The organism is Candidatus Litorirhabdus singularis (assembly GCF_026262625.1).
GTDB classification, from domain to species: Bacteria; Pseudomonadota; Gammaproteobacteria; order Pseudomonadales; family Halieaceae; genus Litorirhabdus; species Litorirhabdus singularis.
Window position 1 is genome coordinate 1,350,480 of record NZ_SHNN01000001.1, and the last position, 25,547, is coordinate 1,376,026.

The following is a 25,547-nucleotide window of genomic DNA, read 5'->3' on the forward strand; positions in this document are numbered from 1 at the left end:
AGTACCCCGGCACCCCGGCACCCCGGCATTATTAAGGACGATGCGGTTGCTAGCGGCACCCGTTAGGTGTGAGTATGGCAAGTGTTAGCCGACATAATAATAAGGATAGAGTCATGCGCTTTTTATGGGTTCTGGGTACTGTGATTGCCGTCAGTCTGTCTGCCTGTGGCACTGAGCCGGACCTCGCGGCCTATGCTCATCTGGATCAGCACTACTCCGTCTATATTGAAAGAGATGTGCGAGGTGTTCCGCATGTGTTAGGCGAGCGCGATACCGACGTCGCTTTTGGTTTTGCCTATGCGCAGGCGGAGGATAACTGGGAGCTGATTGAAGATTCCGTTCTGCTGTATCGGGGACAGCGCGCTGCTCATGTTGGCAGCGACGCGGCGGTAGTTGATTATCTGGTAGCCTGGCTCGGAATATGGGATGACATAGACCGTGGTTATGACAGCCAGCTAACCGCTGAAACACGCGCGTACCTGGAGGCGTTCGCAGACGGCATTAACTTTTATGCCGCCAAAAATCCACAGCAGGTCAACGCTGACATCTATCCGGTGACTGGTAAGGACATTGTGGCAGGCAATGTCTTGCGACATTTACTGTTCTATGGCTTTGACGCAGTTGTGCGTGAATTAAATGGGCCAGAACGAGTGCGCGGGGTTAGTAGCTTTGCGGCGCCAGTAGCTGGGGTGTTCCGAGACGGCTTACCTGTTGGCTCAAACGCCTTTGCGATCTCGCCTCTGCGCAGTAGCGATGGCGCTACCCGTTTGGCGATTAACTCGCATCAGCCCACCACGGGGCCGGTGGCCTGGTATGAGGCGCATTTGAAAAGTGAGGAAGGCACTAACGTAATGGGAGGTCTGTTTCCTGGCAGTCCCAGCATCAGTGTCGGTTTTACCGCGACTACAGGTTGGGCGGCTACTGTGAATAAACCCGACTTAACCGATGTGTTTGTGTTGGACATTGATCCCGAGGACTCCATGCGCTATCGGCTTGATGGTAAGTGGCATCAACTCGAAGTCACCGATGTGGCGATTCGGGTCAAGCTTTGGGGACCCCTTTTCTGGACCGTACACCGGCCCGCGCTGCGTTCTGTGCATGGGCCGGTATTGCAGACTGAGCATGGTAGCTATGGCTTACGCTACGCCGGCCGCGGAGAAATTCGCCAAGCGGAGCAGTGGTTGCAAATGAACAAGGCGCGCAACCTGGCCGAGTGGCGCGACGCGATGCGCTGGCATCGTTTTGCCAGCTTCAATTTTGTATTTGCTGATAGTGGCGGCAACATTATGTTTGTACACAATTCCATGACTCCGCGTCGAGTGGCAGGCTATGACTGGCGGCAATATTTGCCCGGTGATGACAGCAGTCTGTTATGGGATAAATACCTGGCGTTTGATGACCTGCCGCAGGTGATCAACCCGGCCTCCGGATTTGTGCTGAGCGCCAACCAGAGCCCGTTTCAGGTTAGTGCTCCTGCAGACAATCCGCGGGCAGAAAACTATCAGCCCGAGGACGGGTTTCCGACCCGCATGACCAATCGCGCGGTGCGGGGGCTGGAGCTTTTTGCTGCGCTGCCAAAGCTTTCAGCAGAAGATTTTTCGGCCATCAAGCATGACAAGGTTTACTCGCGTAACTCACGCGCGGGTAAGTTCATCGGCGCCGTGCTGGAGCTGGCGCCGGGTCTGGAGCCTCCCTACGAGCAGGCGCGGCAATTGCTGGCAGAGTGGGACTACAGCGCGGATGAGGACAATCGAGGCGCGGCGCTCGGCACTTGTATTATCGGTGCAGAATGGCTTGCCGAGCAGGGCGGCGAGCCGGCCCCGGAACCTCGGGCTGAACTGATACGCTGTACTGACGCGTTGTTGGTGGCGACCGGACGCATCGACCCGCGCTGGGGCGATATCAATCGCCACGTGCGTGGCGCGCAAAGCTGGCCTCTGGGTGGTGGTCCGGATACTTTGCGTGCGGTCTATGGTCGTGGTTTGGAGCAGGATGGCTATCACACCAATGTGGCTGGCGATGGGCTTTACTACCTGGTTTCCTGGGACAGTAAGGGTCGGCAGCAGGTGCGCGGTGTGCATCAATACGGGTCGGCCACGCTGGATGAGAACTCGCCACATTACGCCGATCAGGCCGCGGACTACGCCAATGAAGTGCTACACGATCCGCTGTTTGATGATGAGTTGCGGGAATCTCAAGGCGTGCGACGCTATCGTCCTGGCGATTAAAGCGGGAGCGTCACCGGTGCGGGCTAACCGCCATCAAACTTCGGGTCACGCTTGTTGAGAAAGGCATCCACGGCTTCTGGGAAGTCGCTACTGGATGAAGACAACATAAACTGGTCGCGATCCATGAAGGTGGTGGCCTGGTTCAGGGCGTTGGCCGCCATGTTGATAGACTCCTTGGACATGCGTACCGAAATAGGCGGCAGCGCCGCGACCTTGACCGCCAGCTCAATGGCTTTGTCCAGGCTGCCGCCATCGGCGGTCATAAAATCGATCATGCCCCAGTCCAGAGCCTGCGGTGCAGTGAGTTTTTCGCCCAGCACTGTGTAAAGCTTGGCCCGCGATGGGCCTACCGCCCTGACCAGGCGCGGTATCGAATGCCAACTCATATTCATCGCCAGCGGTATCTCCGGTAAGCGCATATAAGCTGACGCGCCGGCAACCCGCCAGTCGCAGGCCAGTGACAGCGCTGATCCGCCGCCGATACAAAAGCCTTCGATAGCGCATATGGTAATTTGCTCCATGCGTTCCCAGGTATCGCAGAGGTCGGGGCCTATCTTCAGCGCATGGCGGCGTTCTATGAGCTTGCCCTTGCTACTGGTGTTGCCCTCGGGGTCACGCAGGTCTGCCCCGGCGGAAAACACGCGGTCGGTACCGCGCAAAATAACGGCTGTGGTATCCAGGTCATCCGCAAAACTTTCGGCAGCGGCAATCAGCTCGCGCATTAGCTGGCGCGACAGCGCGTTAATGCCGTCGCCGCGATCAATGCTGACTATCGCATAGCCATCGAATTTGTCGATGGTCAGGTATTGGTAGCTCATCGGTCAGGGCTCCGAGCGTGAAAGGTGCATGTTTGCACAGGGTCGCGGCACCGACAAGTGCGTGCCATCGGCAGCCTGTGAGCAGGCTCGGCCAGCGCGCTAAAGGTTAAAGCGTTCGCGCAGAAAGCGCGCCACGCCATCGTCATCATGGTCTCCGATAACAGCAGTGGCTGCCGCCTTCACTTCGACCTTGCCGTTCTCGGGGGCATAACATTCGTCGGCTTCGTCGAACATGCTCAGGTCGTTGTCACTATCGCCAAAACAGATCAGGGTTTGCATCCCCAGATCCTTCTTTAACCGTGCCACAGCGGCGCCCTTGCTGCCATCGCTGTGATGCACATCGAGCCAAAACATGCTGCGGTCTTCTATGCCTGGGCCCATGTAGGCTACCAGGTGGTCTTCTGCTTCTACCATGACACCAATGGCCTTGGCAGCGGCCTGCTCGCCGAGCGCACTGACATTGGTAATGCCGGCATCGCCAGGTAGTTCATCTGCGGGCAGTACCGGAAGATGCCTGTGTTCGCGTATGTCCTGCGCCAGCCGATGATCGAGTTCGGTCACCAGCGGCGTGTGATACACGGCGTGCTCGCCATGCTGGTCCAAAGTGAAAATAAAGGGGGTCAGCCCCTGGGCCAGGAAGGCGTGCAAAATGCGATCAGTTTCGCCGCTACTGAGCAAAAATTGATGGCTGTAATTCTCGGTAACCGGGTCCCAGGTAACCACCCCGTTCTTGTATATCTGCGGCAACAGAAAATGATCAGCGGTGACCAGGTCGCGGGCAGCGTGCAGGGTGCGACCGGTGGCCACCGTATAGGCGATATCGCGCTCGCGCAACAGACGCAGGGTATCGCGGGTAAAGTCAGAGAGCTGGGATTGCTTGTTCAGCAGGGTCCCATCCAGGTCGAAAACGATCAGTGTCATGGGCTCGATTATACACCGGTTATAGCCCAGTGCCGGTAAAGCGCGTGCTCGACCGGCAAAAATTTATGCGCCGTCGCCCGGGCTTACCATAACGCCGGGGAAGGCGCCGGTAGGCGCGCCCTCGGCAAAGGTGCTAACCCCATTTACCAGGGTCAGGCGCATGGGCGCCGCATCGCGGGTCCAGCGCCAGGTATAGCCACCCTGGCCGTCGGGCACATCATAGACCTTGTACTTCTCCCGGCGCTCAATTTCATCGAGAGCAAATACGGTGATATCTGCGCGTTTGCCGACCTTGATTTCACCGCGGTCGCCAAAGCCGAAGTGGTCAGCCAGCTTGCCGGTTTGTGAATGTACCGCCTCTTCCATGCTCAGCAGGCCGCTGCGAACATAGTCGGTATACAGCAGCAGGTTGTCACCGGCGCCGCAGAACAACTGCCCGTGGGCACCGCTGTCGTTGATATTGCCAACCGCGTAGGGGTCACGGGTTAGATTGACCACGGTGTCATTGTCTTTTTCCCAGGGCGGCATGGTAATAGTGGAGGAGAGTCCGTTGAGGATAAACCATTCGGCCAGCGCATCCGACGGGTGCACGCCGAGTTGGTCGGCGTATTCACCGAGGGTGATGCCCATTGGACCGACCTCGTTTTCTGAGTTGTCCAGCATCATCGGCCGCGGGTTGCGGAAAAACGCAGTTTCCAGTGACTCGTGGTCCCAGGAATGGCGAGCGCGTTCGCGCCAGTCGGGGTCCGCCAGCAGCGCCAGCTTGGCTGCATCTGTTTCGGCACTGACCACCTCGTGCCACACATAGTCGTTGGACTGGGCGAATAATAGTGACTGCCGAATGCTGGCCGTGACCGTGATCGGTACGTGCGCATAGCCGGTCCAGAAATCGCGACCCTCCGCGGCAAAGCGCTCATGCAGATCCAGTAATGGCTGCTGCAGGCCATAGTCCTTCTGCCACTTAAGGGTGGGCACGCCAGCCCATTGCAGGCGCACCGCCTTGCCCTCGGTCAGTTGTGCCAGGCGCTCCATGGCCTGGGGGGCGGTCATCCGCATCAGGCTGTCAATGACCACCTGCACGCTGGTGCCGGGGTACTTTTCCATCACATCAAAGATGGCGCTGAACTCAGCGTCGTCAGCTTGTAGTGAGGGCACTGGCCGATCGTCGCCGTCGTGATCCATCAGGTTGGTAGACATACCCAGGGCACCGGCTTCCAGTGCGTCTACCAGCAGCTCGCAAATTTCCGCAATTTCATCCGCCGTGGCCGCCCGCTCCCAGGCCTCCATGCCCATAACCGCCAGACGCAGGGCAATATGGCCGACGAAGGTTCCGTAGTTGGTGGGCACCCTGACATTCTTGACCATGGAGTCCTTGTACTCCGACCAGCGTCGCCAGTCCCACGGCAGGTTGGTCATAAAAGGCTCTTCTGGAATATCTTCGAAGAAAGAAAAAATCTTGACCACCTGCTCACGTACTGCCGCGTCATCGTGCAACGGCGCCAGTGCAAAACCACAGTTACCCATGACCACTGTGGTTACGCCACAGCCGGGCAGCGGATCAAGCCCGGGTTGCCACCACATGGTGCCATCAAAATGGGTGTGGCTTTCTATAAGTCCCGGGGTAACGTAACAGCCGGCGGCGTCAACCACGGTTTCGTTTTCTGCAGGCTGTAGTCCAGGTGCGACTTCGGTAATCAAACCATTTCGCACCCTGACATCGGCGGCAAAGGCGGCGGCGCCGCTGCCGTCGACGACGGTACCGCCGCAGATCAGGTAATTGTGCTGTGGGGTCATTGTGAGCCTCCTCTCATAACTTTTGCTAACGCTAGAATCGCAGCGCCAGAGTGGCGCCAATGGTGCGCGGTGCCAACAGGTTCTCCAGCCGGGTATAGCCAGTGTTGATAGTGGCAGTAGCGGAATCAGCTGGCTGCCCGGCGAGCGCATAGTCGGGTACCGGGATGGTTGGCGACAGATTCAGGCGCGCCTCCTCGTCCAGCAGGTTCTTGGCCCACAGGCTGACATCCCAGGCACCGTCGTTGCTGCGCAGGCCGGTGAAAACATCAACAAAGGCGTAGCCACTGATAGTGCGGTCTACGTCGACATCCTCGCGTTCCCCCTCGGCCTTGAACAGTCCGCGCAGGTACCACTCCATGTCGCGGTCGCCGACATCCGTATAATATTCGCTAGTGATAACGCCGGACCACTCGGGCTGCGTACCCGCCGGTTCACCCTTGAGATCGCAGGTTGCGTAGTCGCCGGGAGTCGTCAGGTCCTGGCTGGGGTCATTGCAGGGAGCGTCATCGAACTGCTCGAATTTGGTTTTGTTGTAGCTCATGGACGCTGAGAAAGACCAGTTTTGCATGATCAGGTAGGAAACCTCGGCCTCCACTCCGGTGGAGCTGACCTCGTCGGCGTTGACCACCGGGCTGCCCTGGGCAAAGCTGTCATCGATCAGTACGTAAAGTACATTATTGGCACCGTAGTGGAAGTCTTCATAGGTCTGGTAGTAACCAGTCAGGTTGAACAGTCCGCGACCCTCCATGAAACTCCACTTCATGCCCAGCTCAAAGTTGTCACTGGATTCTTCTTCGAAAGCTGCCCAGTCAGCAGGCAGTGGCTGGCCGCCGATATTGGCGCTACCGCTGCGCCAGCCGCGGTCATAGGAGCCATAGACCATGAGTCCGTCAGCAAATGAGTGCTGATACTTCAGGGTGCCGGTAAAAGCATCGTAGTCCAGATTCTGCACATCCTCCGGAACCCCCTCGACAATAGTGGTATCCAGCGGGCCAACCCGTTCATCTCCTGCCAGTAGAAAAGCAAGCTGTTCAAAAGTTTGCTGATTGTAACGCTCCAGGTTGTTGTAGCGGAGACCCAACGTCAAAGTGCCGTTCTCAGTGATGTGAAAAGCATTATGCAAAAACAGTGCGTACTCCTCTGAGTCATTAAATGCCGGGCCAGTAACCTCGGCTACAAAGGGCAAATAAACCCCCAGGCCAACCAACACAAAATTGTCTACATACACCGGTGTTTCTGCTTCAGAGTCCTGGTAGAAAATGCCAGCGGTCCAGTCCCAGAAGTCATTGCCAACCGACTGTAGGCGCAGTTCCTGATTAACGGCGCCCTTGATATCAGAAGTCACTGACTGATTCTGGCCTTTGACATCAGTCTGGTCACTGTCAAACTCGCGCTGCATCAGTGAGCGCTGGTGACTGGTAACAGAGGTTAGCAGCCATTCATTGGGCAGTTCCCAGTTCACTTCCAACACCGCCTGGCTGTGGCGTTCATAGGATGTGGCTGCAAACTCATTCACCGCCTTGCGGTCGGTGTATTGGAGGCCGTTGCCTTCGACAATACTATTGATGTCTTTGTCGGCTTTGACATAGTTGTAGCTAAAACGCACATCAATGTTGTCACTGGCCTGCCAGAGAGCGACTACGCGGCCGCCTTTGGTCTCAGCCTGATTGTTAATGCCCAGGGTAATGTTTTCGATATCCTGGTTACGATTCTGGTCGTAAACGCCGGCCAGGCGAATACCAAAAGTGTCTTTGACGATGGGCAGTGACACGGCTAGTTGGCTGTTGATGCCATCACGCTCGCTGAATGCCTGTTGGAAGAAACCGTCCACGTTTTCGAGGTTGGGACTTCGGGTTTGCATGGTCAGTGCCCCGGCCGGCGATGATTTGCCATATAGAGTGCCCTGCGGTCCGCGCAGCAGTTCAAAACGCTCCAGATCAAACTGGCTGACGAAGTTGGCGATCTGGCGCACGGAATAGGCGTTATCCCAATAGAATGTGACACGTGGGTCCAGGGCCGCATCCAGATTGCTGCCCAAACCGCGGACCGCCATATCGACGTCAAAATCCAGCCCGGTGACAGCTATGCCCGCAGTAAACCGGTCCAGGTCGCGGATGTCGAAGCCTGCGTACTCAGAGAAGGTCTCGCCGGTAATAACGTTAACCGTCATGGGTGTTTCAGACAGGTTCTCAGCTTTTTTCTGTGCCGTTACCACGATTTCTTCAAGCACCAGGTTTGAGCCTTGAGCCATGCTCATCGGGGCTGAAAAAGCAGCGATCGCTGCAACCAGAGCCGGTGTTAGTGAGTGCTTCAACTGCATGAGAACCTCTTTATTACTTTTATATTGATACCTGTTATACCGCTATAAGCGATGCGGGTGAAGCGTGTTCCGCCATTTTTTGACCGTCCAGGCTAATCACTGCGCCTGGCTTAGATAATCGAACTTATAAAGCCATACGCAGCGTAGGGTTTTTAGGGGCGGCAGAGTGGTCAGTGGTCTGGTTTTTCGTCTAAACTAGGCGCCAACATTTGGAGGACATCGTATGAAAAATCTATTTGCAATCGCAAGCGCTCTATTTTTGCTTACCACAGGTGGTCAAGTGGTCGCCCAAGACTATGGCAAATTGCTTGAATCTGTCGATAAAGAAAAGGCCGCTGATTCCGTAGACACTGAGAAACTTCAGGGTTCCTATAAAGAGGGTGAAGTTGATTACAAAGAGGCGTATGACGCGGTCGATAAGGACAAAGCCAAAGAATCTGTGGATGTGGAAAAAGCCAAAGAAGCCCTTTGGAAAAAATAGTTGGTGCTTTTACTCAACTTTGGGTAACCCGAATATGAGCGGCAGGGTGATTCTATATCCGTAAAATATCACCCGGGTAGTGTAGTTCAATGCCCCGCAACTGCGCAGGCGAATAGTGAAGGGCACGGCTGGCTTTGTTGATGGTTCCAAGTGGTAATTGGCTGATGCAGATCATGGCTGTCGTTAATAGCTCGGCTATGCTGAACTACTCTAGCAACCTAAGCCCTCCAGGAGCCGACTATGTCCGTAGAGCACCATGATCTCGTCAATGAATTTCCGACTATGCGCGACAAGATTCACGAACTTAAACTCAGTGATACCCACTTTCGTAAGTTGTTTGATCAGTACCACGAATTGACTCGCGCCGTTGAAAATATGGAAAATGAAGTCACACCGGTGGCTAGTGTGACGGAGGAAGAGGCTAAGCTGAAGCGGCTGCATCTGAAGGATGAACTGTATCGGATGTTAACCAGCACCGCATAGCTACCCTGTTTTAGCCTGGGTGCTCCCGCCTCGAAATTAGCGCGCTGCTGTTATGGTTTGAGGAACGGAGCGTGGCGACCAAATATCCGGTAAGCTCTAGCTCGGTTTCCAAAGTATAAGCGTCGCTATGTTTGATTTTTACATTCGCCATGAATACTGGTTTGCGGCCGTACAGTTGAGTCTGGCGATGTTAGGCATGGGCGCTACGCTGCGTATTCGTGACTTTGCCGCGGTATTTCTAAAACCCCGGCCGCTACTTGTCGGGCTACTGGTACAAATGATACTCGTGCCGCTGTCAATCTGGGCACTGATCAGTTGGGCTGTGCCAGAGCCCGGTTTGGCCATTGGACTGGCACTTTGTGCCGCGATCCCCGGCGGTACCATGTCTAATGTATTTACTTTTTTGGCCCGCGGGCATGTGCCACTCTCGATAGCCATGACCGCGGTCACCACGCTGGCATGTCTGGTGACTACGCCCATCGTTCTCGGTCTGCTAATTGCTCAACACATGCCTGCTGATTTTGATATGCCAGCAGCGCAGATGGCATTGGAAATTGCGTTGATTTTGTTACTACCACTGTTGTTAGGCATGCTTGTTCTGCACTTTGTTGCTGAGATAGCTCCGCGTTTTTCACGTTACTGTATTCGCGGATCCATATTTTGCATTGCGCTGATTATTATCGGCGCAACCGGTGCTGATCGCATTGATATGGTGGCATTTGGTACCGACAATCTGCAGCTGGTGTTTGTCATGCTGGTTATCTTGATAGTCATTTCATGGTTGGTACCGCTGTTCCTGAAGCTGAAGTCAGAAGAATGCACGGCAATTAATATTGAGGTCACCGTGCGTAATGGCAACCTGGGTCTGTTGATCAAGGCATCGCTGTTCCCTGCGGTCGTCGGCATGGCCGATCCTGTTGGTGATATGGTGCTCACCACCGTGTTGGCCTACGGAGGCATGGCCATAATGGCGGGCCTGGGACAGATATTCCTGCATGGGCTGATCAACAAGCGCCGAGCTGCTGCGTGATCCGCAGAGCTGGCAATTTACAGTCACAGTATCGGCTCAATTTTTTGTCGAAAGTGGCAAAAAAGTTGCTCAAATCACCGCTATAGTGTGATGATTTTTAGTTTTTCTGCTCCTCCCGCGCACGTAATTGCGCCTGTATGTGGGCCAGTTTCTGAGGGCTCATTGAAATAGCGTAGGTGAAGCGCCAGGCGAGTAACAGCAGTGGTATGACTCCGACCAGTAGTGACAGGGCCAGGCCGTCCAGAGTCTGCTGGGCTATAGCGCCCGGCAGCATACCCTCCTGCAGATTAATGACGTCCAGTACTATACCGGCGTAAAGCGGGCCCGCTGCGCCCGCCAGTTTAGTGGTAAACCCCATGGCCGCAAAAAAACCACCCTCCTGGCGGGTGCCGTGCTCAAGTTCGTGCTCATCGGTGACATCGGCAATGATAGAAAAGGCGCATATCACCCGAATGACGAACAGAAACATCCATGCCAGCATCTGCAGCAATAACGCCACGAAAACCAACGGGTGGTCATTGGCGGGAAGCCAGTCCAGCCAGCGTAACAAGTAGACTGACATAGCAACCGCGATCATCAAGCCAATGGTGAGTTGCAGTATCCGGTGCTTGCTCCAGCGTTTACCCAGCGGTCCCATTGCCCAGACTGCAAGTGGTACACCGATAATGGAGGGCAGGGCCAGCACGACGGAAAGCTGAGTGGTGGAGAGCTCCCAGTAGTAGGTCCAGGCCAGCACATTGAGACTGATCAGAATGCCATAAGATGCCGATGCGGCGGCATCGTAGAACAGAATATTGCGAAAGTTCAGGTTCCGTAATATCAGAGCAAAATCTTTGAATAGTGCGGTAACAGTGGTTGGGGAGGCGTTTTTTTTGGCGGCCACCTTACGCTCTCCTGGGTGGCGGGGGGTGCCGCCTATGGCCAGTCCGGCCACTAGCCACACCAGCAGACACGACCACAGCCCGTACATAGGATAGTTGCCGGCAACAAAGCGGCCATCGATCTCATTGATGGTGGGAAACAGCACTAGCAAGGCCAGCGCCGGCAGGGCGACTGCACAGATGAAACCGAAGAAGGTGCGCGCTCCCAGGAGTCTGCTACGCTCGTAATAGTCAGTGGTGAGTTCAGCAGCCATGGCCAGATGGGGTATCGAAAAGAAGCTCAGGAAAGTGCGTATCCACAGTGACCAGAACAGCAGCCAGGCGGCCAGCAACCAGGTGTCTTCAGTGATTGCTGCTGGAGGGTAGAACAGGCCGATGAAGCCAATACCCATGGGGATCGCACCGGCCAGCATAAACGGGTGCCGGCGTCCCCAACGAGACTGAAAGCGGTCTGACCAGCCGCCGATTAGCGGATCATTAACGGCGTCCCAGAGTATTGCCAGTAGCATGACCAGGCCGGCTATGCTGCCCGCCAGCCCCAGCACCTGAGTATAGAAAATAAGTACAAAGATAGAGTAGGCCGCTTCTTTGACAGAAAAAACGGCGCCACCGACTCCATAAAGTGCGCGCTGGCGGAGAGTTAACAACGGTGTGTATGTCTCAGTTTGATTGTAATCCCCGCAGTAGGGCTTCGCACTCGCTGTTTTCAATAAAGCGAGGTACCGGGTAACCATTGCCTTCTTTCATGGCGGCGGCAACGATCACTGGTATATCTTTATCCTGGATCAGCTCAGTCTGGCGCGGAATACCCAGCTTGTCGTTAAGCTCCCAGATGCGGCCAATAAAGCGATCGGCGAGTTGCTCAGGCGCCTCGTCACCGTTGCCCAGGCCAACATGCACGGCCAATTCAGCTAACTCGGTGGTGGCAGCTCCTTTGAGCATTTCCATAACGGGTGGCAGCGCCATGGCATTGCCTACGCCGTGGGCAATCCCATAGTGAGCGCCCAGCTGATGCGAAATAGCATGTACGTAGCCGACCATTGCCTGGGTGAACGCCAGCCCGGCGTAATAGGAGGCCAGCGCCATTGCTTCGCGAGCCGCAATATTCTGGCCATCACTGTAAGCGGTTTCAATATTCTCGAAGATCAGTTTGGTGGCGGCCAAACAGTAGTGGTCGGTCTCTGGTGTGCTCCATACCCCAGTGTAGGACTCTACCGCGTGGGTGAGTGCATCCATGCCGGTGGCGGCGGTAATATGCGGTGGTAGGCCCAGCATCAGTGATGGGTCCAACGCGGCAGCTGATGGCACGAGTTTGAAATCGGCTACGGCATTTTTGGCATGGGTCTCGTCATCGGAGACGATCGCGGCCATGGTGGCCTCAGAGCCGGTGCCCGCCGTAGTGGGAATGGCAAACAGGGGCAGGGTTGGCAGCTTGGCTTTGCCAAAGCCCATGCATTCCGGCACTGTTAAATTATTGCCCGCTGCCATGGCAATGACTTTGGCGCTGTCCATGGAGGAGCCGCCACCAAAAGCCAGTACCGCGTCACATTGATTCTCTTTCAGGCATTTAATGCCCGCCTCAATCACGCTGACCGTCGGGTCAGGTTTGACCTCATCATAAATGCAGACCTCTACGCCCAGGCTATTGAGCTTGGCGACGGCCGCCACATGCAAGCCAAGTTCAATGATCGGTCGATCAGTAACCAGCAGGATTTTTTTGACACCGAAATGAGCGATGGTGCCGCACAACTGCAGGCTCGAGTCGGGCCCAACAAACATGGCGGGTTTGGGTTGTGGCTTATTGATGACTTTCTTCATCAGACTGCGCAGCAGCTTATAACGTATTACTTTATGGAAAGCCGGCATTAAAAGGAGTCCTTGTTATTTTTAGCGATCACGCAGTCTCGCAGCCTGTGGGCGGCCTGTAAACAGGTTGCAGCGGCTTGCGACAATTCAATTCGTCACCGGGCGTGATAATATGCGCGCCGCTTACACACTAAATGAAACCAGAAAAGGAGCATTAGCATGTCTGAGGAATACACAACAGTAGAGCAGCGGGTCAGTTATGGTATTGGCCGTCAGATGGGGGACCAGCTGAGCCAGAACAGTTTTGAAGGAGTCGACGTCGATGCGGTAGCCGCTGGGGTTAAGGCAGCTCTGTTGGGTCAGCCAAGCACGGTTGAAGAGCCTCTGATGCGTGCGGCTTTTGAGGAGATACAGAAGCGTATGGAGTTGCAGCAGGCCGCGCAGGCCGCTCAGGGAGCTGCCGAAGGTGAGGCTTTTCTGGAAGACAATGCCGAGCGTGCCGAGGTGACTGTAACCGCCTCTGGCTTGCAGTACGAAGTGCTGGCTACCGGTGCAGGCGACAAGCCAACGGCCAGCTCCACGGTACGTACCCACTATCACGGCACCTTGATTGACGGCACGGTCTTTGACAGCTCTGTTGAACGCGGTGAGCCAGCTGAATTTCCGGTTAATGGCGTGATCGCTGGCTGGACCGAGGCACTGCAGGAAATGTCTATCGGTTCAAAGTGGAGACTTTATGTTCCCTACCAACTGGCCTACGGTGAGCGCGGCGCAGGTGGTGCAATAGGGCCTTACACAGCGTTAATCTTTGAAGTTGAACTGCTGGAAATTGTTGGCTAAGCAAGTTTGGCGGCGACATCTAGTCGCCGCCAAAGCGTTTAGGGGTTGTACCAGATAGGTGAGCTGTAGACCCGTTCCTGAGTCTGCATGGGAATCTCTTCATTGTCCGGTTGACCAAAGTAGCTGGCATCATAGGCGGTCCAGCGCGGTGTCGGTATCTCGATTACCCGCACGTAATAGAAGGCACGCTGGTCAGGGTCAAACTCAGGATCTTGCCAGAAGCTCGCCAGACTGACAGCGCCGCTAGCGTTGGTATACGAATTACCAGCAGCGGTTATCGTATTCTCAACGGGTGGCGCTTTGCCTGTTCTCCGGTTTTGCTTGCGCCCGTCCGACAGCGCCACATCGTAAACTTTTTCCAGGGTCTTGCCGCGCTTATCGAGCCAGCCCTTAACTACCTGAACTCGGTCCAGGTTCGCGCCATCCGGATCTTTCAGGGCCTGAATCAGAAAGCCCGGTGTGTTCCCTTTTGCCGCGGAGGTCAATTCGCCACCCATGGGTACGCCGTCGCTATATCCCCGTTGCGCCAGGTCTGCGTTATGAATGTCCTCTTCATTGAAATCCCAGCCACCGAATACCCGCAGTGCGATGCGGGGGCCGGTAGTGGCATAGACTTCCTTGCGTTCGAGGGCATCAAACAAGGCGGCGCGTGTGTTTTCCTGTGCCCACACACCGACATAGCCAGAGGCGGCCAGCTTCCAGTTGAACCACAGAGAGCCACCCATTTTGTTGTGGGCGCGTTCAGGTCCCGGTTCTGAGTCGAGGAATTTACCCCAGAAATTATTGTCGTCGGCGGTGGCCAGCGAGGTATGGGCATCGGTGCTGCCAATCAATCCAAACTGATAGGGGTTCACGCCCAGTTTGGAGTGCATCTCCAAACCCAGCTTCAGGGCGGAGCGGGCATATTCATGAGGCAGCATAGAGTTTTGCTTGGCCACCGTGCGGCCAATGTTGTCATCATCCCAGGTCTCAAAATCGGCGAACTCATCATCGGGAGATAAGAACGGATGAGTTTCGCTGTCGCCCTTTACTTGTGTCACCTCATAGAGCGGCTCAAAGCGTGCGCGAGTGGTGGCGTAGTCGCGGTCAAAAGGCTTTCCGGCCAGAGTTTCCTCGGCGAACATGAGGCCGTTGCTGACGTTACCGTTGTGGGGGATTGCCATAACACGCCCCTGCGTCAGTTCTTCGTAGTGCGCCAGCGCCGCCCAGAGATCTTCGGGGTTCTGACTGTCGAGGGCCGAGAAGGGCAATTTGCGTGTAGCGGTAGCGGCATCGTCCCGGTAAACCACTACTCGGTGCAGGTTATTGCCAGCGACCATAGCCGTCCATTCGTAGCCGACAAAGGCGGTGAAGACGCCGGGTTGGTTATTGCGTTCTGCGGCTGCCGCTACTTCCTGCCAGATCTGGCTGCGATAGTCCTCGGACAGCTCCTGCTCGTAGTTGGGGTCTTGAATGCGCTTCAGCCACTCGCCAATGACCGCGCCAATATTGCCGGTCTTGTCGAATAAGCTGCGCCATTCGGCGCCGAGTTCGGTCGCCAGTAAGTCAGGGTCGTTGTCGACGAGTTTGGGGAATACGCCAATAAACTCAGCATGATCCGCGACCAGCAGGAAATCCAGCGGCCGGCGCAGTTGCACCGGCATGCCATTGTTGGCCGTTACCTGATCCCCTCGCGCGAACCTCAGCGCGGCATCCGGTGACAGTTTTGAATTGCCGAACGCGAAGGCGTCCGGTGAATAATTGCTATGAACATGTAAGTCGCCCCAGTAAAGATTGTCGGCTCCGGCTGTGTTCAGGGCGGGGGAATATTCCTGCCCTAAGGCTGGCATGGCGACCAGTAACAAACCCGCTATTATTTTTTTCATTATTATGGCTCTCTGCTGTGACTGATTGTTAGCGATAAAAAAACCCCGCCTCCTGTTCAGGGGGCGGGGTTGTCTTAAGTTGGGGCCACCAGGGCCCCACATTGGCTTGCGCCTTTTGGTTTAGAACGAGGCTGCAAACTCTACACCGTAGTTGGCGCCCTGGTTCCAGCTTGCCCAGCTGGTAAGTCCAGGAATACGGCTTACAACGCGCTCCCTTTCATCCGTTACGTTGCGGCCATAGCCGGTCACACGGTAGCGCCCGTCAGCCCAGATGTAGTTAATAGTGAGATCCAGGTTTTGAATAGAGCCAAGGTGACCTAAAGGATCGTTGCCTACTGCCCCGGGTGATGGGTCTCTGAAGGAAAGAACTTCAATCTCATCGCGCCAGCGATAGGAAGCGGCTCCAACCAGCTCACCAGGTCCGATATCCATAGTATACGTGGTGTTAAGACCAATCGTATTCTCAGGCGTGTTACGGGGCGTAATGTCACTGTTGTCCGTCTCTATGCCATCACCATTGATGTCTGCAACATAGTCGTCATAACTGGCATCCAGATAACCGTAGGAAGCACGGATATTCCATGCCTCGGTCACCTGAAATTGAAGCTCCAGCTCAGCGCCCCAGATTTCCAGCGTTGATGCGTTACGGATAACGGTTGCAACGTTGGTGGGATCGATGAATATCAGGACATCTTCCTGTTTGTCTTCATAGTCATTGAAGAAGATCGTTGGGTTGAAAATCATGCGTCCATCCATCCAGGTGCTCTTCATGCCGAGTTCCCAGTTGGTTACGTACTCAGGCTCATACGTAGGATTGATATCAAAGTTTGCCTGACGCCCGAAGAAGCCACCACTCTTGAAACCCTCGGACCAGGATCCAAAGACCATGAGATCATCAGTGTGCTGGTAAGTGAAGCCCAACTTGCCGGTAAACTCTTCCCAGTCGTCATCGAAGTCTCGTGTAGGGACATCGGGACGCGGTGCAGGCAAGAAGTAAACCGAGCCATCACCACCGGTGAAATCTTTCTCTTCGTAGGTATAACGACCGCCAACGGTTATTGTCCATTGGTCAGTGATGTGCCAGTCAGCCTGACCGAAGGCAGCATAAGAAGTGGCGTCCTGGCTCTGTCCATTGGCACTAACAGCGCTCGGGGGTAATGCGGCGACCGCACTGAGAAGCTCATAGACATTCCAATCCTGCGCGTACTCGACCTCCCAGTAGAACAGGCCGGCAACAATATCTATGGAGTCAGAAAAATCAGAGGTCACGCGCAGCTCTTGGCTGAACTGATCCCACTCGTTGGTATAGTCAAACGACAGAAATTCCTGCGAACCGCCATCAAACTCAAATCGGTAGGCTTCATCCATAGTTCGATAGCCAGTGATCGAGGTCAGGAGGAACTTGTCGAAATCCCAGTTGATAGTGCCAATATAGGTGTCGTATTCACTATCGTTGTGATTTCTATCGTTAGCGGTGGTGCGGTCTTCGTCACCCAAGTCCTGAGCATCACAAGAGACCGGATAGAGAGCACCCTGGAGATTACAGTCTGTATCCTGACCTACACCCGGTATACTGGCGTTAACATTGGCGCCCGTGTCGGTTTTATCTATATTGCGCTCGTAATGGAATTTGATGTCCAAATTTTCTGTGGCTTGCCATAGAGCTGCAAAGCCATAAGTATTTTTGTCATCACCAAATACGTCTTCGCCGATGGTAACGTTCCTGACCCAACCATCACTCTTAATCTGATTGGCGAACACCTTGACGCCAAGCTTGTCTTCGATGATTGGGATATTGAGCACGCCCTTTATATCTTCACGTCCATCATCGCCTAAAGTAACGCTAACATCGCCACCCCATTCCATAGTGATATCGCCGCGAACAACGTTGACGACACCACCGGTGGTGTTCTTACCGTGCAGGGTGCCCTGAGGGCCACGCAGTACTTCTATGCGCTTGGTGTCAAAGTTGTTCAGTAGAGAACCACTTGACGTGCCGAGATACAGGCCGTCCATAATGACGCCGATTGAAGGGTCAAGGGTCTTGTCAGTCTCCTGATAGGAGACACCACGAATACTAATGGCCGCGCCACCCGGAATACCGGCAGTAGTTCGGATATAGACGTTTGGCGTGAATGATTGGATGTCGTCTAGCCGACGCAAGCTGGCTTCTTGCAGCTCCTTACCCAATGAGGTTACTGAAACAGGTACTTTCTGTATGGACTCCTCACGCTTTCGGGCGGTAACGATAACCTCCTCCAACGCTACTCTATTTTCTTGCGCCAGTACCTGCGGTACTGAAGTGGCGGCAACGGCCAGTGCTATTGCGGAAAGCGGGAACGCCTTCCTTGTGCCTGTGAATCTTGCTGCAGCGGTGCTTTTTGTCATGTGATCAGAGCCCTAAGGTGTATTACAAAAAATGAGCTTAACGAAGCTAGTTCATGCCTTTGATGAGCCACCCAGTGCTGATGACTTCAGAAGGGAAGCCCAAATAAAGGAGCGGCATTATCGTCCCTTACAAAAAAACAGTCAAGAATGATTGTATTTACACCTAGAAACCGCTTGTTGAGCAAGGTGTGGTGTTTCTGGATTAGACCAAAATGACCCGAGACACACCTGTGCCAATTCCATTTGTCCCGGAAACCGAACGGACCTGGTCTGGAAAAGCGCGCCGAGCTAGCCTGTGTGCTCGACACACGGCCTTTGTGACGCCTATACTCCTGCGCCTAAACGTCAGCAGGGCGGCTTACCGAGACACTATTGATATAGAGGGGCTGGAAAACCTCCAGCGTTTCCTGGCCGAAATCCGTCAGTGGGGGCCATTTGCTGAGACCGCTCCTGACTTGTGAGTGATGCCATTTGAGCTTACTTCAGTCTTAGTAGTCGCTAATGTTACTACGCGCAACTGTGCACTGCAGCGTCTTCCGTCGAGCCAATGCCAGCATCAGGCTGGCAGCGGTTCTGGGGGGCTGACCAGGGAGCCCTCGGAGAGGTAGCCAGGTTCACCAGCCTATTTGACGAGTACGGCTCCGAATTCAAATAGAATACCGTCGGGTCCCTCAGCAAACATAATAGTGGCCATATCTCCGAGCACATAGGGCTCAGTATGTATTTTGCCTCCGCGCTCTACGATAATATCGCGAGCAGCGTGCACATCTGAGACGACAAATTGGACCATCGCGATGCCCAGCATTTCATGGGGTCTTCCCACCCAGGCTGGCTTGGAGTCGGGCACTTGCCAGAGCTTGATCTGGGTCTTACCCATCTCATAGCGATGCATAGCACCCTCAGTTTCGACCGGTTCGAATGCAAGCACCTGCTGCAAAAATTCACCCATCGCCGCCATATCTGATACGCCCAGGCCAATCTGTACCTGATCAAAGGCAAGCTTGGGCACATTAGCGCTCAAAAACACAATCTCTACCTGATTGCCGTCATAGTCTTGAGTGATGCCGCTGCTGAAGCTAACGGCGCCCATGGTACCGTCAGTGAATTCCGGGACGGTTATTCCGGCTGCCTGCATCCGCTCGACAATGCCGGCGCGCTCTTCAGCCGGCAACAACAGCGCCAACAACCTGATTCCGCGGGCATTGCGCATCCCGCCATCCATGCGAGGTCGCTCTTGCCCTCCCGCGATAAACTTTAGTTCTGACTCCCCGCCAAGATAGCGAAGCATATAGAGGTCACCGGGAAGATCGACATCCTGTATTCGCTCCAGACCGAGGATTTCCCCATAAAACCGCTCTGTCGCCCCGATGTCAGATACTGAATATACCAGGTTGAGATGATCTTCCAATGAGCCAAATGGCAGCGGACGATCTGAGCTAAAACCACTGCTCGCGCCAGCTAAAAAACCTAGCACTAGTAACGTACGACTAACTTCTTTCACTACATCTACCTCATGATATTTTTGGATAAACTCGACCAATGCAGGGGCTCTGAGCTTCTTAAGCAGTAAGACTTTGAAATGAATCGTCTGGATAGGTCTTTTTTAAATCAAAAAAAGGGGGCTTGCGCCCCCTGTATCAAGTTATTGCTTAAGCTTTAGAACGATGCGGCAAACTCTACGCCATAAGTTCTAGGCTCATTCCAATATCCGCGCGTTGAAATCGGTGTAATCAGCTGTACGCGCTTTTCCCGCTCGTCAGTCAGATTCTTACCATAGGCCGTTATGCGGAAGCGGTCTTCAGAAAAGCTATAGCTGAGTTGTGCACTGACATCGTCGATTGCGTCCATAGTGCCTAGAGGGTTGTTACTGGCCTCTGCCTCAATCTCATCCCGATAGCGATAAGCCAAAACTCCCGACAAATTACCCGGACCCACTTCCATGGTGTAACTGGTGCTCAAGCCGAAGGTGTTTTCGGGCGTGTTACGAGGTGTTAAGTCTGAGTTATCAGTGATCATCTGATCACCATTAATGTCAGCCAGATACTCGTCATAAGACGCGTCGAGGTAGCCATAGTTGGCGCGCATGAACCAGTTTGCTGTGATCTGATAATTAAGATCAAATTCCAGGCCGAAGATCTCTTCAGTTGAAGCGTTCCGGACGACGGTAGCAACATTGGTTGAATCAACAGGGATCAAAATAGACTCTTGCTTGTCTTGATAATCGCTGAAGAAAATAGTCGAGTTGAAGGTCATCGCGCCGTCCATGAATGTGCTCTTTAGGCCCAGCTCATAGTTGTCCACGTACTCTGGCTCAAAGCTGGCATCAAGATCGAAGTTTGCCTGCCGACCGAAGAATCCGCCACTCTTGAAACCCTCAGCGTAAGAAGCCCACACCATGTGATCGTCATTGATCTGGTAGCGGCCAGAAACACTTGGGGTGAATTCTTCCCATTTGTCGTCATAATTTACAGGTTCGAACAACGCGGGAATTGGATCACCGGCTGCTGGATCGTAGAACACGCCACCATTACCACCGACGAAATCTTTCTCCTCTTCGGTATAGCGACCACCAACTGTCAAGGTAAACTTCTCAGTGATATCCCAGTCTGCGGAGATAAATGCTGCGATAGATTCTGTCTGCTGACTTTGACCGTTGCTGCTAAGCGTGGTTGGGGTGAGCCCCGGCACCAGCGTATAGTGCAGGTGGGCAACATCCCAGCGTTGCTCATAGTCGACATCAAACATATAGAGTCCAGCCACAAACTGGAACGGGCCGTCCAGTTGACTGGTCAATCGCAGTTCGTGACTTTCCTGTTCCCAGATGTTGAAGAAGTTCATCTCCAGCATGTCCGCTGGGCCTGCATCAAAATGCTGCATATTCTGCTCATCCATATCCCGCTTTGACCCAATATAGGTCAGCAGCATACTATCGAAGTCATAGTTTGCCGTCAGGATGTAGGTGTCGTACTCGTTGTCGCTGAAGTTAGTACCGTTAGCAGAGTTCTGGTCTTTGTTGTCAGTCGTGGTTGAGGCGCAGTCACCGTAAATGCTGCAGGAAAAGTCGCCAGGCTGGTTCTCATTGACATAAGCCCCCTGATCGCTCTCGTCCATGGTTTTTTCATAATGGAATTTGATGTCAAAGGCATCGGTTGCCTGCCATTCTGCTGCAAACCCGTAGTTCTTAACATCGTCGCCGCCTACGTCCCTATTGAGCGTGGTGTTTTTGACATAGCCATCGTGCTTGATTTGAGCGCCAAACAGTTTAACGCCCAGCTTCTCTTCGATAATGGGTACGTTGACAACACCCTTGATATCTTCGCGGCCGAACTCATCCAGTGCCACGCTGAAATCGCCGCCCCACTCTTTGGTGACGTCGCCACGGATGATATTGATCAAGCCACCTGTGGTATTTTTACCAAATAATGTGCCCTGTGGCCCGCGCAATACTTCGACACGCTTAATGTCGAAGTTCTGCATGAGTACGCCACTGGCCGTGCCCAAAAATACACCGTCCATCATGACGCCAATTGCTGGGTCGAGGCTCTTGTCTGTGTCGAGGGTGCCGACACCACGGATAGAAATAGTCGCGGCGCTGCCGCCGCCTGCCTCACGTCGAATGTAGAGATTGGGAGAATAGGTTTGAATATCTTCCAGTCTGCGCACGGTGGCCTGATTCAGCTCCGCACCAATTGCAGAAACAGATACGGCTACGTCCTGCAGTGATTCATCACGCTTGCGGGCTGTTACGATAACTTCCTCCAATGTGACGGCGCCTTCCTGTGTCAGGGCCGGCAAGCTGATAAAGGTGGATGCGATTGCTGCAGAGCAAGCCAGCGCCAAAGCCTTTCTGGGAGAGTGCACGATACCGTGCGTGTTGCGGTTTTTCATGAGATCAGATTCCTTTATATATTTTTAGAATTTGCTGATTGACGCCCGCTCATTGTGGTCAATCGGCTCGTGCATGACACGTGGCGGTTAACAATCCTACATTGAGATTAGGCGGCGGTATTATCAACCGTTAAAAAAAAACAGTCAACAGTGATTGTAATAGCCCAAACTACTGTTTAACCGTGATGCAGCCCTACCATGCTACGCTTGGGCGCATCGACAAGCCTCACAAGAGTGTGAATGTGATGATTAAGTGGGTGGTATTAGTATTGTTGCTTGTATTGACTCCTTACTGGTGGGCCGGTGCTGGATTGCGTGATTTGGATGAGGCAGCGCGGGTTTCACTGGGTGGTCAGTATCTCGCGACACCATCGGGAGCAATAGCCTACTCGCAAAAGGGGCCTGAAGATGCGCCTGTGGTTATTCTTGTGCACGGCTTCAGTACGCCCAAGTTTGTTTGGGACCAGGTGGCTCCGGAGCTCGTCGGCGCTGGGTATCGCGTGGTTAGCTATGACCATCTGGGGCGGGGGTACTCTGAGCGTCCTTCAGGACCTTATGATTCGAGCCTGTATCAGGCGGAACTTACGACCATTATTGATGAGCTAGAGCTGGAGACACCCTTGGCGCTGGTAGGCTACTCGATGGGAGGGGCTAATGTAGTTGATTTTGCCGCATCTCACCCGGCCCTGGTCAAACAGCTAATACTAATAGCCCCGGCAGGTTATATGGGTGAGTCCTCGTTTGCTGCATTACTGAAGCTGCCGCTGCTAGGAGAGTGGCTTACCCGAGTGTTTGGCAAAGCCTACGCCTTGGCCAGCATTCGTGATGAGGTAGCCGCAGGCAAGGCGCCGCAGCAGATGCTGGGTCAATTCCAGCAACAACTCCAATTCAAGGGGTATACAGATTCCCTGTTGTCGACCCTGCGTCATTTCCCGATGGGAAATTTACAGCATCGGTATCGCCTGGTGGGTGAGAGTAATATTCCGGTGACCGCGATCTGGGGTACCAAGGATAAAGTTGTGCCCTACGCTGGTGCGAATGCCATGGGCTCGGATGTCCCGCAGTTGCAGTTGGTGACGCTGGATGGGGGCAGCCACAGTATTACCTACTCCCAGCCCGCAGAGGTCGCCGCGGAGCTGATTATGGCGCTGGAACGAGAGCGTTAGCTGACCGGATGCCTAAAGTAGTTGACGGGCGCCAGCATAAGCAATAGTTTTGCTTTCTAAGAGTAGGATTTCTGAACCGTTAGACGTCGCAGAGCGTACAAAACGAAAATTCTTTCTAAAAAGGGGTAGGTTCAACATGAACAAGAAACTGGTAACCAAAGACTCTATGTCACTGACACCGCTAGCTGCGGTCATCGCCGTGCTTGCCGCGGGGGCGCCTGTTTCTTCTGCCGTGGCCGCAGATGGCTATGCCGGTTTGGAAGAGGTCATGGTGACGGCTCGCCGAATGGAGGAAAGCCTGCAAGATGTCCCAGCCAGTATCTCGGTGTTGACCGAGGATGACTTGCGACGCTCCGGTGTCGATTCTGTCGAGCGCGTGATTGGTCTGACTCCTGGCGTCTCTATTGTGACCAATACCGCCGAGGTAGGTGATACCCAGATTAATATTCGCGGCATTAACGGTGCCCGCGACGCAGAAAACAGCGTGGCATTGGTAGTAGACGGTATTCTCAAGACCAATACCGCTCAGGTCGCGCAAATGCACGGCCAGTTGACCCAGACCGAAATTCTGAAAGGTCCACAGGGCGCCTATTACGGACGAAACGCTGCAGCCGGCGCCATTGTAATGACCACCAAGAAGCCGGGCGACGAGTTTACCGGTGACGTTAAGGTGCAGGCGGGTGAAGAGAGTACCTTCGGCGCTACCGCGGTATTTGATGGCCCACTTGGTGATAAGGCGGGTTTCGTGCTGTTCGGCGATTATTTTGAAACCGATGGCCATTTCAGGAATAAGGGACCGACGCCGGGATCCCAGGGTGCCACTGTTGATGCCGTGGAAAATACCACCGTTGGGGGGCGTCTTTTGTTTACCCCGAGTGACACATCCGAGATCGACATCAAGGCGCGCTACGCCAAATTTGAGGGCTCCGCTCTCAAGTTTAACCCCGTCTTTCATTTGCCGACCTTCGCCTTGCCGCCAGGTAGCCCGCTGTTTGACGAAGACGTTAATGATCACAACTACGATTTCATCGGCAATATCAAGCCAGAGAATACTCAGGACAGCGCCGAGGTCTCGATCAAGGGCACCTGGGAGCTCAGCGACTACACTCTGACCGCCTGGGGCCTTTATTCTGATGTCGATCAGGAATGGCTGGCAGACAGCACCGCGGCGACCTTTTACCGCTTCGAGCTGCAGGACTCCTGTACTGAAACCCGCGAAGCTCTGGCGGGTGAAGGCTATCAGTTGCCCGCACCACAGTTTCTGGCAGCAGACCCATTCGTTTCCGTATTTGGCCCGTTTGGACCCAGCACTTGTGACGGCACCCAGTACCAAGCACGTTCGCAGACAGACTTTAGCGCAGAAATACGGTTGGCTTCTAACCTGGACGGCGCATTCAACTGGTCTGCGGGCGCCTACTTCCTGGAAATGGAGCGGGATACTTCAGTATCGATTGCCGAAGACCAGGGCCAGGGCGGCATTATGAACGCCTACAATGCGCCGGACACTACTAACCCGACCTCGCTGATGTTCGCGGACTCCTTTGATACCAGCGTTTATGCGGTGTTTGGCTCCATTGATTACGACATCACCGACGCCCTGCTGTTATCGGTGGCCTTGCGATATGACCGTGAAGAGCGGGAAGTGAGCAGTAATGTGCCCAATGTGAACGATCCTGCTACAGGCAACCCGATAAACCCGGGCTTGCCGGCGGTTGGCATGATCCCGGATGCCGACAACACCTATGAAGAGTGGCAGCCCAAGATCAGCGTGGCCTATGCGCTGAGCGATGACTGGAACCTCTACGGAAACTGGGGAGTGGGTTTTAAGGCTGGTGGGTTCAATAACCAGGGCAGCGAAGCGTTGCTAGATGCGAACTTCAATGCGCTGCTGGGTTCGGGTCTGAACATTGGCGATGAGTATGATAAGGAGACCTCCAGCGCGTTTGAAGTGGGTGCCAAGGGCACGTTGGCTGACGGAGCGGTCAGCTTTGAAATAGCCGCTTACTATACCGAAGTCACCGACATGCAATTCTTTGAATTCTTTACCGGTCAGTTCGGCCTTCTGCGTGTGGTCTCCAACATTGACGAGGTTGAGATTCTCGGTGCCGAGACATCCTTGGCCTGGAGTGTCAGCGATGCCTGGACCCTGTTTGGCAGTGCCGCTTTCAATGATAGTGAAATCATAGATAACAGCTCCCGACCGGGCACTGAGGGCAATAAGTCGCCCTATACCGCGGAGTACACTGTGAACCTGGGCGTGCAGTACGTGGCACCTCTGGCCAATGACCTGGAGTTATCCTTCCGCGCTGACCTGCGCACCACCGGACCGACCTGGTTCCATACCGTGCAGGAGAACCAAGTCCGTACCACCTTTGACCTGTTCTTTCCCGGAGCAGGTACGGCGGATTATTCCCAGACTCGTCGCGATACCTACAGCACCCTGGATATGCGTTTGGAGCTGGCAACCTATGACTCCTGGCGCGTAGCGCTTTACGGTTTGAACGTGACCGATGAAGATATCCTGTCTGAGGTGATTCCCTCGGCCGAATTTGGTGGCTCGTTTGTGGCTCCCGGTTCGGGTCGCGTACTGGGTGTGGAACTCGGTTACCGATTCTAGGGTACCCAGTGGGTCAGTGCA

General features: G+C 54.4%; 17 protein-coding genes. 7 read left to right on the forward strand and 10 right to left on the reverse strand.

The features are described 5' to 3' along the window. Nucleotides 1–113: 113 nt before the first annotated feature. On the forward strand, nucleotides 114–2,228 hold the full coding sequence (locus EYC98_RS06035; RefSeq protein ID WP_279244413.1) for an acylase: 2,115 nt from the start codon (nucleotides 114–116) through the stop codon (nucleotides 2,226–2,228). Between the two features lie 23 nt (nucleotides 2,229–2,251). Here the strand turns inward: EYC98_RS06035 and EYC98_RS06040 are convergent, their stop codons facing one another. The 4 genes from EYC98_RS06040 to EYC98_RS06055 all read right to left on the reverse strand — a co-directional run bounded on the left by EYC98_RS06040 (nucleotide 2,252) and on the right by EYC98_RS06055 (nucleotide 8,081). After that, on the reverse strand, nucleotides 2,252–3,046 hold the full coding sequence (locus tag EYC98_RS06040) for an enoyl-CoA hydratase/isomerase family protein (RefSeq protein ID WP_279244414.1): 795 nt from the start codon (nucleotides 3,044–3,046) through the stop codon (nucleotides 2,252–2,254). Nucleotides 3,047–3,145: 99 nt separating this feature from the next. After that, a complete protein-coding gene (locus EYC98_RS06045) occupies nucleotides 3,146–3,967 on the reverse strand; it encodes an HAD hydrolase family protein (RefSeq protein ID WP_279244415.1) in 822 nt (273 codons plus the stop codon). Between the two features lie 63 nt (nucleotides 3,968–4,030). Next, nucleotides 4,031–5,761, reverse strand: a complete 1,731-nt coding sequence (locus tag EYC98_RS06050) for an N-acyl-D-amino-acid deacylase family protein (RefSeq protein ID WP_279244416.1) — start codon at nucleotides 5,759–5,761, stop codon at nucleotides 4,031–4,033. 31 nt (nucleotides 5,762–5,792) lie between these two features. Next, nucleotides 5,793–8,081: a TonB-dependent receptor gene (locus EYC98_RS06055; RefSeq protein WP_279244417.1), complete on the reverse strand. Its 2,289-nt coding sequence runs from the start codon at nucleotides 8,079–8,081 to the stop codon at nucleotides 5,793–5,795. Between the two features lie 223 nt (nucleotides 8,082–8,304). Here EYC98_RS06055 and EYC98_RS06060 point away from each other — a divergent pair, with 223 nt between their 5' ends. From EYC98_RS06060 to EYC98_RS06070, 3 genes are all read left to right on the forward strand, one after another. Beyond that, nucleotides 8,305–8,562, forward strand: coding sequence for a hypothetical protein (locus EYC98_RS06060; RefSeq protein ID WP_279244418.1), 258 nt, complete (start codon nucleotides 8,305–8,307; stop codon nucleotides 8,560–8,562). 240 nt (nucleotides 8,563–8,802) lie between these two features. Beyond that, the gene (locus tag EYC98_RS06065; RefSeq protein WP_279244419.1) at nucleotides 8,803–9,045 is read left to right on the forward strand and encodes an HP1242/YdcH family protein; all 243 of its coding nucleotides are present in this window, start codon (nucleotides 8,803–8,805) and stop codon (nucleotides 9,043–9,045) included. A gap of 127 nt (nucleotides 9,046–9,172) precedes the next feature. Further along, a complete protein-coding gene (locus EYC98_RS06070) occupies nucleotides 9,173–10,075 on the forward strand; it encodes a bile acid:sodium symporter family protein (RefSeq protein ID WP_279244420.1) in 903 nt (300 codons plus the stop codon). Nucleotides 10,076–10,172: 97 nt separating this feature from the next. Here EYC98_RS06070 and EYC98_RS06075 read toward each other — a convergent pair whose 3' ends face one another. After that, on the reverse strand, nucleotides 10,173–11,666 hold the full coding sequence (locus EYC98_RS06075) for an MFS transporter (protein ID WP_279244421.1): 1,494 nt from the start codon (nucleotides 11,664–11,666) through the stop codon (nucleotides 10,173–10,175). Further along, a complete protein-coding gene (locus EYC98_RS06080) occupies nucleotides 11,617–12,822 on the reverse strand; it encodes an iron-containing alcohol dehydrogenase (RefSeq protein ID WP_279244422.1) in 1,206 nt (401 codons plus the stop codon). The genes EYC98_RS06075 and EYC98_RS06080 overlap by 50 nt, the downstream gene beginning before the upstream one ends. 159 nt (nucleotides 12,823–12,981) lie before the next feature. On the opposite strand from EYC98_RS06080, the gene EYC98_RS06085 reads away from it, so the two are divergent. After that, nucleotides 12,982–13,602 (forward strand): BamJ family beta-barrel-assembly machinery protein, encoded by a 621-nt coding sequence (locus tag EYC98_RS06085; RefSeq protein WP_279244423.1) that lies wholly within the window; start codon nucleotides 12,982–12,984, stop codon nucleotides 13,600–13,602. 38 nt (nucleotides 13,603–13,640) lie between these two features. Here EYC98_RS06085 and EYC98_RS06090 read toward each other — a convergent pair whose 3' ends face one another. From EYC98_RS06090 to EYC98_RS06105, 4 genes are all read right to left on the reverse strand, one after another. Beyond that, complete coding sequence (locus EYC98_RS06090; RefSeq protein WP_279244424.1) at nucleotides 13,641–15,467, reverse strand: DUF3604 domain-containing protein; 1,827 nt, start codon at nucleotides 15,465–15,467, stop codon at nucleotides 13,641–13,643. A gap of 120 nt (nucleotides 15,468–15,587) precedes the next feature. After that, nucleotides 15,588–17,855, reverse strand: a complete 2,268-nt coding sequence (locus tag EYC98_RS06095; RefSeq protein WP_279244425.1) for a TonB-dependent receptor — start codon at nucleotides 17,853–17,855, stop codon at nucleotides 15,588–15,590. A gap of 622 nt (nucleotides 17,856–18,477) precedes the next feature. Then, nucleotides 18,478–19,356 (reverse strand): VOC family protein, encoded by an 879-nt coding sequence (locus tag EYC98_RS06100; protein WP_279244426.1) that lies wholly within the window; start codon nucleotides 19,354–19,356, stop codon nucleotides 18,478–18,480. Between the two features lie 155 nt (nucleotides 19,357–19,511). Beyond that, nucleotides 19,512–21,743, reverse strand: coding sequence for a TonB-dependent receptor (locus EYC98_RS06105; RefSeq protein ID WP_279244427.1), 2,232 nt, complete (start codon nucleotides 21,741–21,743; stop codon nucleotides 19,512–19,514). Nucleotides 21,744–21,988: 245 nt separating this feature from the next. Here EYC98_RS06105 and EYC98_RS06110 point away from each other — a divergent pair, with 245 nt between their 5' ends. Both EYC98_RS06110 and EYC98_RS06115 read left to right on the forward strand, forming a co-directional pair. Next, the gene (locus tag EYC98_RS06110) at nucleotides 21,989–22,909 is read left to right on the forward strand and encodes an alpha/beta fold hydrolase (RefSeq protein ID WP_279244428.1); all 921 of its coding nucleotides are present in this window, start codon (nucleotides 21,989–21,991) and stop codon (nucleotides 22,907–22,909) included. A 136-nt stretch (nucleotides 22,910–23,045) separates the two neighbouring features. Continuing rightward, nucleotides 23,046–25,526, forward strand: coding sequence for a TonB-dependent receptor (locus EYC98_RS06115; RefSeq protein ID WP_279244429.1), 2,481 nt, complete (start codon nucleotides 23,046–23,048; stop codon nucleotides 25,524–25,526). The last annotated feature ends 21 nt before the right edge of the window (nucleotides 25,527–25,547 follow it).

Excerpts from the sequence above, each read along its gene's own strand:
- EYC98_RS06035 (WP_279244413.1), top strand. The coding sequence starts at position 114 with ATGCGCTTTTTATGGGTTCTGGGTACTGTGATTGCCGTCAGTCTGTCT.
- EYC98_RS06040 (WP_279244414.1), bottom strand. The coding sequence starts at position 3,046 with ATGAGCTACCAATACCTGACCATCGACAAATTCGATGGCTATGCGATA.
- EYC98_RS06045 (WP_279244415.1), bottom strand. The coding sequence starts at position 3,967 with ATGACACTGATCGTTTTCGACCTGGATGGGACCCTGCTGAACAAGCAA.
- EYC98_RS06050 (WP_279244416.1), bottom strand. The coding sequence starts at position 5,761 with ATGACCCCACAGCACAATTACCTGATCTGCGGCGGTACCGTCGTCGAC.
- EYC98_RS06055 (WP_279244417.1), bottom strand. The coding sequence starts at position 8,081 with ATGCAGTTGAAGCACTCACTAACACCGGCTCTGGTTGCAGCGATCGCT.
- EYC98_RS06060 (WP_279244418.1), top strand. The coding sequence starts at position 8,305 with ATGAAAAATCTATTTGCAATCGCAAGCGCTCTATTTTTGCTTACCACA.
- EYC98_RS06065 (WP_279244419.1), top strand. The coding sequence starts at position 8,803 with ATGTCCGTAGAGCACCATGATCTCGTCAATGAATTTCCGACTATGCGC.
- EYC98_RS06070 (WP_279244420.1), top strand. The coding sequence starts at position 9,173 with ATGTTTGATTTTTACATTCGCCATGAATACTGGTTTGCGGCCGTACAG.
- EYC98_RS06080 (WP_279244422.1), bottom strand. The coding sequence starts at position 12,822 with ATGCCGGCTTTCCATAAAGTAATACGTTATAAGCTGCTGCGCAGTCTG.
- EYC98_RS06085 (WP_279244423.1), top strand. The coding sequence starts at position 12,982 with ATGTCTGAGGAATACACAACAGTAGAGCAGCGGGTCAGTTATGGTATT.
- EYC98_RS06090 (WP_279244424.1), bottom strand. The coding sequence starts at position 15,467 with ATGAAAAAAATAATAGCGGGTTTGTTACTGGTCGCCATGCCAGCCTTA.
- EYC98_RS06095 (WP_279244425.1), bottom strand. The coding sequence starts at position 17,855 with ATGACAAAAAGCACCGCTGCAGCAAGATTCACAGGCACAAGGAAGGCG.
- EYC98_RS06105 (WP_279244427.1), bottom strand. The coding sequence starts at position 21,743 with ATGAAAAACCGCAACACGCACGGTATCGTGCACTCTCCCAGAAAGGCT.
- EYC98_RS06110 (WP_279244428.1), top strand. The coding sequence starts at position 21,989 with ATGATTAAGTGGGTGGTATTAGTATTGTTGCTTGTATTGACTCCTTAC.
- EYC98_RS06115 (WP_279244429.1), top strand. The coding sequence starts at position 23,046 with ATGAACAAGAAACTGGTAACCAAAGACTCTATGTCACTGACACCGCTA.